This window comes from uncultured Aquincola sp. (assembly GCF_964001545.1).
Lineage (GTDB): Bacteria > Pseudomonadota > Gammaproteobacteria > Burkholderiales > Burkholderiaceae_C > Aquincola.
In genome coordinates this window covers 1-7,861 of the sequence record NZ_CAXFDV010000353.1, presented here as the reverse complement: position 1 = coordinate 7,861, position 7,861 = coordinate 1, and the positions used below count along the sequence as shown (strand labels likewise).

Annotated in this window: 7 protein-coding genes; 6 read left to right on the top strand and 1 reads right to left on the bottom strand. The window is 72.6% G+C overall.

All coding sequences use genetic code 11. The features are described from left to right. The 5 genes from ABNT58_RS12245 to ABNT58_RS12225 all read left to right on the top strand — a co-directional run. The coding region (locus ABNT58_RS12245) for an insulinase family protein (RefSeq protein ID WP_348753754.1) at positions 1 to 1,546 on the top strand (1,546 nt) is incomplete at its 5' end. 103 nt (positions 1,547 to 1,649) lie between these two features. Then, positions 1,650 to 3,455 carry an aminopeptidase P family protein gene (locus ABNT58_RS12240; protein WP_348753753.1) on the top strand — a complete coding sequence of 602 codons (1,806 nt, stop codon included), beginning with the start codon at positions 1,650 to 1,652 and terminating at the stop codon, positions 3,453 to 3,455. Between the two features lie 64 nt (positions 3,456 to 3,519). Next, the gene (locus tag ABNT58_RS12235; protein ID WP_348753752.1) at positions 3,520 to 4,329 is read left to right on the top strand and encodes a spondin domain-containing protein; all 810 of its coding nucleotides are present in this window, start codon (positions 3,520 to 3,522) and stop codon (positions 4,327 to 4,329) included. Between the two features lie 121 nt (positions 4,330 to 4,450). After that, positions 4,451 to 5,191, top strand: coding sequence for a response regulator transcription factor (locus tag ABNT58_RS12230; RefSeq protein WP_348753751.1), 741 nt, complete (start codon positions 4,451 to 4,453; stop codon positions 5,189 to 5,191). Next, complete coding sequence (locus ABNT58_RS12225; RefSeq protein ID WP_348753750.1) at positions 5,188 to 6,651, top strand: HAMP domain-containing sensor histidine kinase; 1,464 nt, start codon at positions 5,188 to 5,190, stop codon at positions 6,649 to 6,651. Before ABNT58_RS12230 ends, ABNT58_RS12225 begins: the two co-directional genes overlap by 4 nt. Before the next feature lie 25 nt (positions 6,652 to 6,676). Here the strand turns inward: ABNT58_RS12225 and ABNT58_RS12220 are convergent, their stop codons facing one another. Next, positions 6,677 to 7,216 (bottom strand): carboxymuconolactone decarboxylase family protein, encoded by a 540-nt coding sequence (locus tag ABNT58_RS12220; RefSeq protein ID WP_348753749.1) that lies wholly within the window; start codon positions 7,214 to 7,216, stop codon positions 6,677 to 6,679. Between the two features lie 114 nt (positions 7,217 to 7,330). Here ABNT58_RS12220 and ABNT58_RS12215 point away from each other — a divergent pair. Next, positions 7,331 to 7,861: LysR family transcriptional regulator (locus tag ABNT58_RS12215; protein WP_348753748.1), on the top strand; the 531-nt coding region annotated here is incomplete at its 3' end.

Here is a 7,861-nt window from a genome sequence, read left to right as displayed (position 1 = left end):
CGACCTGCAGTTCCTGGCCCGCCGCGACGAAGCCGCCGAGCGCTTCACGCAGGACTGGCAGGCCCGCATGACCGAGGCCGAGCGCGCGGCCATCGACGCCGACAACGCCCGCCTGGCCACCCACCAGAACGCCGAGCAGCCCGACCTGGACGCGGTGCTGCCGCGCATCCAGCCGGCCGATGTGGAGCGTCAGGCGCGGCCGCTGCTGCCCTTGGCGCCGGCGGTGTGGCACGACCATGCACTCTCGCTGCCCACCAACGGGCTCAGCCACGGGCTGGTCAAGTTCGACCTCAGCGCCGCGCCCGAAGCCGACTGGCCCTGGATCGACCTGATGGCCGACCTGCTGCCGCAGCTGGGCGCCAACGGCATGACGCACCAGGCCGCCGCGACCTGGCGCCGGCTGCGGGTGGCGCAGATGCGGCTGCAGGCCAGCGCGCTGCAGACGCTCGACGGCACGGCACGCCTGGAAGTGACGCTGCAGATCGATGCGCTGCGCGAAGAGCAGGCGAACATCCCCGAAGTGGCCGCCGCCTGGCTGCAGGCACCCGACTTCGACGACACCGAGCGCCTGCGCTACCTGCTGCAGGAGCGGCTGCAGTCGCGCCTGGCCGACCTGGCCGACGAGGCGCCGCAGCTGGCCGCGCTGGAAGCCCGCGCGCGCACCCAGGCCGCGGGCCGCCTGCAGCGGGCGGTGCAAGGCCTGCCTTCGCTGGCCTTCGATGGCCTGCTGCAGCAGGCGCTGGCCCAGCCGCAGGGCCTGGCGCCGGTGCAGGCGGCGCTGCGCCGCGTGCATGCGCTGCTGCTGCAAAGCCCGCGTGTGCTGCTGTGCGCCGGCATCGAAGGCGATGCGCCGCGGCTGCTGGACGCGCTGTGCACCCGGCTGGGCCCGGCGCCGGCCGCGCCCGCGCAGCTCGCCACCATCGCGCCGCCGGCGGCGCAGCCCGCCGCCGCGGTGGGCGTGCTGGCGCCGGCCCAGGTCAACCATTGCCATGCGCTGTGGCCGGTGCCGGCCCTGGGCCATGCCGATGCGCCGGCGCTGGCGGTGCTGGCCCAGCTGCTGCAGCAGCAGCTGCTGCACCCGCTGCTGCGGGAGCAGGGCGGTGCCTACGGCGCCCATGCGGCCTACGACGCCACCGGCGGCGTGTTCCTGTGCGCCAGTTCGTCCGACCCGCGGCTGGCCGCCACCTATGCCGACATGCGCACAGCGCTGGAAGAGCTGCAGACCCGCGACTTCACGCCGGTGATGCTGGACGAAGCCATCCTCAGCGTCATCAAGCGGCTGGACACGCCGATGCGGGGCCTGGGCCAGCTGGCCAAGGCCTGGCAGGCGGGCCGCGCCGGCCTGACCGACGCGCAGCGCAGTGCCTTCCGCCTGGGTGTGCTGGGCTGCAGCAGGGACGAGGTGCGGCGCGTGGCACGGCAGCACCTGGGGTGGCAGGCCGTGCACCGCGTGGCCGCGCTCGGCTGGGCCGACCAGGACGCCGCCGACCTGCAGGTGCTGGACCTGATGCAGCAGGCCCAGGAAGCCGGTCTGGCCGCAGCCTGAGCGCCTGTGAGGCCGGCCCCGCTGGAGGGGCCGGCCTGCAGTACCCTTGCCGGCAAACGCCCGAACCCGCCGCACACCCCGCGGCTTCCCGCACTTCCTGACCATGGACACACGCAGTTCCCTCCACCGCGCCCGCATCCAGGACGCGCAAGCCGCCCTCGCCCGCCACCAGCTGGCTGCGGTGCTGGTGCCGTCGGCCGACCCGCACCTGTCGGAATACCTGCCCGAACGCTGGCAGGGCCGGCAATGGCTGTCGGGCTTCACCGGGTCCATGGGCACGCTGGTGGTCACGCGCCACAAGGCGGCGCTGTTCGCCGACAGCCGCTACTGGGTGCAGGCCGAAGCGCAGCTGGCCGGCAGCGGCATCGAGCTGGTCAAGATCCCCACCGGCGGCTCCACCGCGCATGTCGATTGGCTGGCCCGCGAATGCCAACCGGGCGATGCCGTGGGCGTGGACGGCGACGTGCTGGGCCTGGGCGCCGCGCAGCAGCTGCGCAGCGTGCTGCAGGCCGCCGGCGTGCAGCTGCGCACCGACTTCGACCTGCTGCAGCACATCTGGCCCGACCGCCCCGGCCTGCCCGCCGCGCCGGTGTATGAGCATGTGGCCCCGCATGCCACGCTTCCGCGCAGCGCCAAGCTGGCGCAGGTGCGTGAGGCCATGGCCCGCCACGGCGCGACGCACCACTTCATCAGCACCGTGGACGACGTGGCCTGGCTGCTGAACCTGCGCGGCGCCGACGTCGAATACAACCCGGTGTTCCTGGCCCATGTGCTGCTGGCGCCCGCAGGTGCCACGCTCTTCATCGCGGAAGGCAAGCTGAGCCCGGCGCTGGCCGCCACGCTGCAGGCCGACGGCGTGACCGTGGCCCCTTATGACCAGGCCGCCGCGGCACTGGCTGCGGTACCGGCCGACGCGCGCCTGCTGCTGGACCCGCGCCGCACCACGCTGGGCGCGCGCGAGCGCCTGGCTTGCGCGGTGGTGGAAGCCATCAACCCCAGCACGCTGGCCAAGAGCCGCAAGACCGAGGCCGAAGCCGCCCACATCCGCCAGGCCATGGCCGAAGACGGCGCGGCGATGTGCGCCTTCTATGCCCGCTTCGAGGCCGCGCTGGCCCGCGGCGAGCGGCTGACCGAGCTGACGGTGGACGACTGGCTGGCCGAAGAGCGCGCCCGGCGGCCCGGCTGCATCGGCCCGAGCTTTGCCACCATCGCCGGCTTCAATGCCAATGGCGCCATGCCGCACTACCGCGCGCTGCCCGAATCGCATGCAGTGATCGAAGGCGACGGCCTGCTGCTGATCGACTCCGGCGGCCAGTACCTGGGCGGCACCACCGACATCACCCGCGTCTGGGCCATCGGCCAGGTGACGGCCGAGCAAAAGCGCGACTACACCGGGGTGCTCAAGGGCACGATGGCGCTGAGCCGCACCCGCTTTCCGCGCGGCACGCCGGGCCCGATGCTGGACGCCATCGCCCGCGCGCCGCTGTGGGCCGAGGGCCTGGACTACGGCCACGGCACCGGCCATGGCGTGGGCTACTTCCTCAATGTGCACGAGGGCCCGCAGACCATCGCCAAGGCCGTGCCCGACGCCCACATGGCGATGGAGCCCGGCATGGTCACCAGCATCGAGCCGGGGCTGTACCGGCCGGGCCGCTGGGGCATCCGCATCGAGAACCTGGTGCTCAACGTGCCGGCGCCGGCCGCCGAGTTCGGCGAGTTCCTCGACTTCGAGACGCTGACCCTGTGCCCCATCGACACCGCTTGTATAGACATGGCGCTGCTGCGCGAAGACGAACGCGCGTGGCTGAATGCTTACCACGCCACCGTGCGTGAGCGGCTGCTGCCGCTGGTGGCCGGCGAGGCGCGTGACTGGCTGCTGCGCCGCACCGAGGCCGTGACAAAGCCGTGAGGACTGGGCAGCGCCCGCTGCCTACGCTGGGGCTCTGACGGTTTTTTCACCGATGGAGTTACCCATGTCCTTCCCCCTTGCTTCCCTGCGTGCGCTCCTGGCGCCCGCGCCGCTGGCCCTGGCCGCCACCTTGCTGCTGGCCGGCCCGGCCGCGCAGGCCCAGGTGCGCCAGATCACCATCAGCGTGCAGAACCTCGCCGCCAGCGACGGCACCGTGGTCGCGCCGCTGAACTTCGGCTTCGGCAGCGGCGCATTCGACGGCTTCAACCTGGGCCAGGTGGCTTCACCCGCCATCCAACGGGCCGCTGAATTGGGGTCGGGTGCGCTGTGGCTGCCCGCCTTCACCGCCGCCGACCCGGGCGCCACCGTGGGCACCATCGGTGGCTCGCCGCTGCTGCCGGGCTTGTCGGCCAGCACCACGGTCAGCGTGGACACCGCCCGCAACGCCTACTTCAGCTATGTGGCGATGGTGGTGCCCAGCAACGATTTCTTCCTGGGCAACGATTCGCCCACCGCCTACCGCATGTTCAATGCCGATGGCAGCCTGGCCATCAGCAGCATCAGCGTGCGCGCCCGCGACCTGTGGGACGCCGGCACCGAGGTGTTCGACCCGACCGCCGCGGCCTTCGTCGGCAATGCCGCCCTGCGCAGCGACCAGCATTCGGTGGTGGCGCACAACTTTGCCGAGTTCGCCGCCTTCAACGGCCTGACCACCGCCGCCGGCTACACCTTCCGCAGCGGGTTTGCGGCCGACACCGAGCTGTACCGCATCAGCTTCGTGGCGGCGCCGGTGCCCGAGCCCGCCAGCCTGGCCTTGATGCTGGCCGGCCTGGGGGCGGTGGGCTGGCTGTCGGCCCGCCGACGCAGCCGCTGAGCGGGGCAGCGGCAGCGGGCGGGCCGTTTTTTTGCGGCCCGCTGTAAGGCGGCGCCTGCGGCCGCGACAGAGCGGGGTGTTCCTTCCCTGCCCGTGCCGGCTTGCCGCACGGCCGCCTGCCATGCCTGTGCTCACCTCGCCGCCGAACCTGCCGCCACGGCGCCTGCTGGTGGTGGAAGACGACCCCGACATCGCCGCCCTGCTGCACCAGCACCTGGCCGGGCTGCCGGCGCAGGTGACGCTGGCGCGCGACGGCCGCCAGGGCCTGGGCCTGGCGATGAGCCGCGGCCCCTGGGACGCGATGGTGCTGGACCTGGGCCTGCCCGGCCTGAACGGCTGGGACCTGTGCCGCGAGATCCGCGCCCAGGCCGGTGACCTGCCCATCCTGATGCTCAGCGCACGGGCGTCGGAGACCGACCGCATCCAGGGCCTGGACCTGGGCGCCGACGACTACGTGACCAAGCCCTTCAGCCTGCAGGAGCTGTCGGCGCGGCTGCGGGCCTTGATGCGCCGCTCAGCGGCCGGGCGCGGCGCCCTCGACCGCGCGGATGGCGCGCCCACCACCGTGGCCGAGGGCGCGCTGCGCATGGACCGCGCACAGCGCCTGGCCTGGCTGCACGGCCGGCCGCTGTCGCTGACGCCCCGTGAGTTCGACCTGCTGTGGCACTTCGCCTGCCACCCGGGCCGGGTGTTCACCCGCGACCAGCTGCTGGACAGCGTGTGGGGCGGCGCTCACGACGGCTACGACCACACCGTCAATGCGCACATCAACCGGCTGCGCGGCAAGCTGGGCGACAGCCGCCGGGACGCCGGCTTCATCCGCACCGTGTGGGGCGTGGGCTACCGCTTCGAGGCACCGTGACCCGCTGGCCGCTGCACCTGCGGCTGGCGCTGGCCATGGGCCTGGTGATGGCCGCTTTGGCGCTGGCGCTACTGGCGGTGGTGCATGCCGGCAACGGCCGGGCTGCCCAAGAGACCACCCAGCGCATGAACCTGGGCCTGGCCGGCTACATCGGCCAGCACCTGCCCGCGCCGCTGCTGGATGACCAGGGCCAGGTGCAGCAGCCGGTGGTGCAACTGCTGGCCAGCCACGTGATGGCCATCAACCCGGCGGTGGAGGTGTACCTGCTGGGGCCTGAGGGCCAGGTGCGCGCGCATGCGCTGGGCGTGCCGGCCGACGACGACCCGCTGGGCCGCCGGGTGGACCTGCGGGCGGTGCACGCGCTGCTGGCGCCGGATGCACCGCCTGCTGCGCTGCCCGTGCTGGGTGACGATCCGCGCCGGCCCGGCCAGCGGGTGCCTGTGTCGGTGGCACGGCTGCCGGCGCCCGACGCGGGCTATCTGTACGTGGTGCTGCAGGGTCAGGCCCAGCGCAGCGTGGCCGCGCAACTGGCGCCTTCGCTGGCCGGGCGTGAACTGGCCGCGGCCTTTGCGCTGGTGGCCCTGGGCGCCGCGGTGCTGGCCTTTGTACTGCTGCATGCGCTCACGCGGCCGCTGCGGCGGCTGGCGAGCCAGGTGCAGGGCATCCGCACCGACGGTGCCGCGGGCCACGCCGCCACCAATGAGGTGGCCTTGCTGGAAGCGGCGGTGGCCGCCCTCACCCGCCGGGTCGATGCCCAGTTCCAGCAGCTGCAGCAGGCCGACCAGCGCCGCCGCGACCTGGTCAGCGGCCTGTCGCACGACCTGCGCACGCCGCTGGCCGGCCTGCGCGGCCAGCTGGAAAGCCTGCTGATCGATGACGCCAGCGGCGAGCCAGACCGCAAGGCACGGCTGCAGGCCGCGCTGCGCCAGAGCGAGCGGCTGCGGCGGTTGATCGACCAGCTGTTTGAACTGGCCCGCCTGGACGACCCGCAGATGCAGCCGCACTGCGAAACCTTCTGCCTGGCCGAGCTGCTGCAGGACGTGGTGCAAGGCCTGCAGCCGGTGGCCCAGGCCCGCGGCGTGGCGCTGACGTTGGCCACCGACAGCCATGGCCCGGCCCCCGTCTGGGCCGACCTGGGGCTGGTGGAACGGCTGCTGCAGAACCTGCTGGACAACGCGCTGCGCTGCACGCCGCCCGGCGGCCAAGTGAGCCTGGGGCTGAAGACCGAAGGCACCCGCCAGCGCGTCAGCGTGGCCGACACCGGTGGCGGCATCGCCCCCGAAGACCTGCCCCGCATCTTCGATCCGCATTGGCGCGGCAGCGGCCCGCAGGCCGGCAGCGCCGGGCTGGGGCTGGCCATCGTGCGCCGCATCGTCGCGCTGCATGGCGGCCAGGTGGCGGTGCAATCGCACCCGGGCCAGGGCACCTGCTTCACCTTCGACCTGGCCGCGCAGGCCTGAGCCATGCGCTTGCGCATGCAGGCAGTCAGTCGTTCAGCGGCGGCGCCGGCGGAAAGTCCACCGGCACCTGCGTGGTGGCATGCAGATAGTTGGTGATGATCTTGTCGCCGATGGTCACGATGGTGTCCACCAGGTTCTCCTGCGTCCAGCCGGCATCGAAGAAGGCCTGCAGCAGCCCGGGGTCGGCCTGGCCGCGGCGGGTGGCGATGTCGTGCACCAACCGGGCCAGCGCATCCAGCCGCGCATCGAAGCTGGCACGCCCGGCGCGGATCTCCAGCAACTGGCCGGGCTGGAAGCCCACCATGCCGCCGATGACGGTGTGCGCCGCCAGGCAGTACTCGCAGTGGTTGACCTGGCTCACCACCAGGTTGACCACCTCGCGCGCCTTGGCTGACAGGCTGCTGCGGGCCTGCTGCAGCGCGAGGTAGCTGGCCAGCGCATGCTCGGACAGCGCCAGCGTGGCATACAGGTTGGGCACCTTGCCCAGGCCCTTTTGCAGTTGGTCGAACAAGGCCTGGTTGGCGGGCGATACCTGGTCGCGGGTGGGCACTTGGAAGGGGGTCATCAGGGGCTCCGAACGGTGGGTTGAGAGCCCTCACTGTGATTGATGCCTGCGCCTGTGACTAGACGCCTGATAGGCCTAATATCCAGTCCATTCAGGCATGAATGAGGCAGATACATGGACAGGCTCACGGCGATGCAGACCTTCGTGCGCGTGGTGGAAAGCGGCAGCTTCACCGCCGTGGCGCGCGAGATGCACAGCACGCAGAGCGCGATCAGCAAGCAGGTGGCCGCGCTGGAGCGGCAGCTGGGCGCACGGCTGCTGAGCCGCAGCACCCGCTCGCTGGCGCTGACCGAAGAAGGCGAGCGCTACTTCGAGCAGGCCCGCCGCCTGGTGGCCGAGATCGCCGAGGCCGAAGCCAGCCTGCGCCAGGGCGAGCAGCAGCTCAGCGGCTGGCTGCGGGTGGCCGCTTCGGTGGGCTTCGGCCGGCTGCGGGTGCTGCCGCTGGTGCAGCAGTTCATGGCGCAGCACCCGGGCGTGCGCATCGACCTGCGGCTGCACGACGGCTTCATCGACCTGGTGGAACACGGCATCGACCTGGCGGTGCGCATCGGCGAGCTGGCCGACAGCAGCCTGGTGGCCCGCCGCGTGGCCACCAGCCAGCGCGCGGTGCTGGCCAGCCGCCGCTACCTGCAGTCGCTGCCACGG

Bases quoted from the DNA above. Each gene is read 5' to 3' on its own strand.
- ABNT58_RS12240 (WP_348753753.1), top strand. From the start codon at position 1,650: ATGGACACACGCAGTTCCCTCCACCGCGCCCGCATCCAGGACGCGCAA.
- ABNT58_RS12235 (WP_348753752.1), top strand. From the start codon at position 3,520: ATGTCCTTCCCCCTTGCTTCCCTGCGTGCGCTCCTGGCGCCCGCGCCG.
- ABNT58_RS12230 (WP_348753751.1), top strand. From the start codon at position 4,451: ATGCCTGTGCTCACCTCGCCGCCGAACCTGCCGCCACGGCGCCTGCTG.
- ABNT58_RS12220 (WP_348753749.1), bottom strand. From the start codon at position 7,216: ATGACCCCCTTCCAAGTGCCCACCCGCGACCAGGTATCGCCCGCCAAC.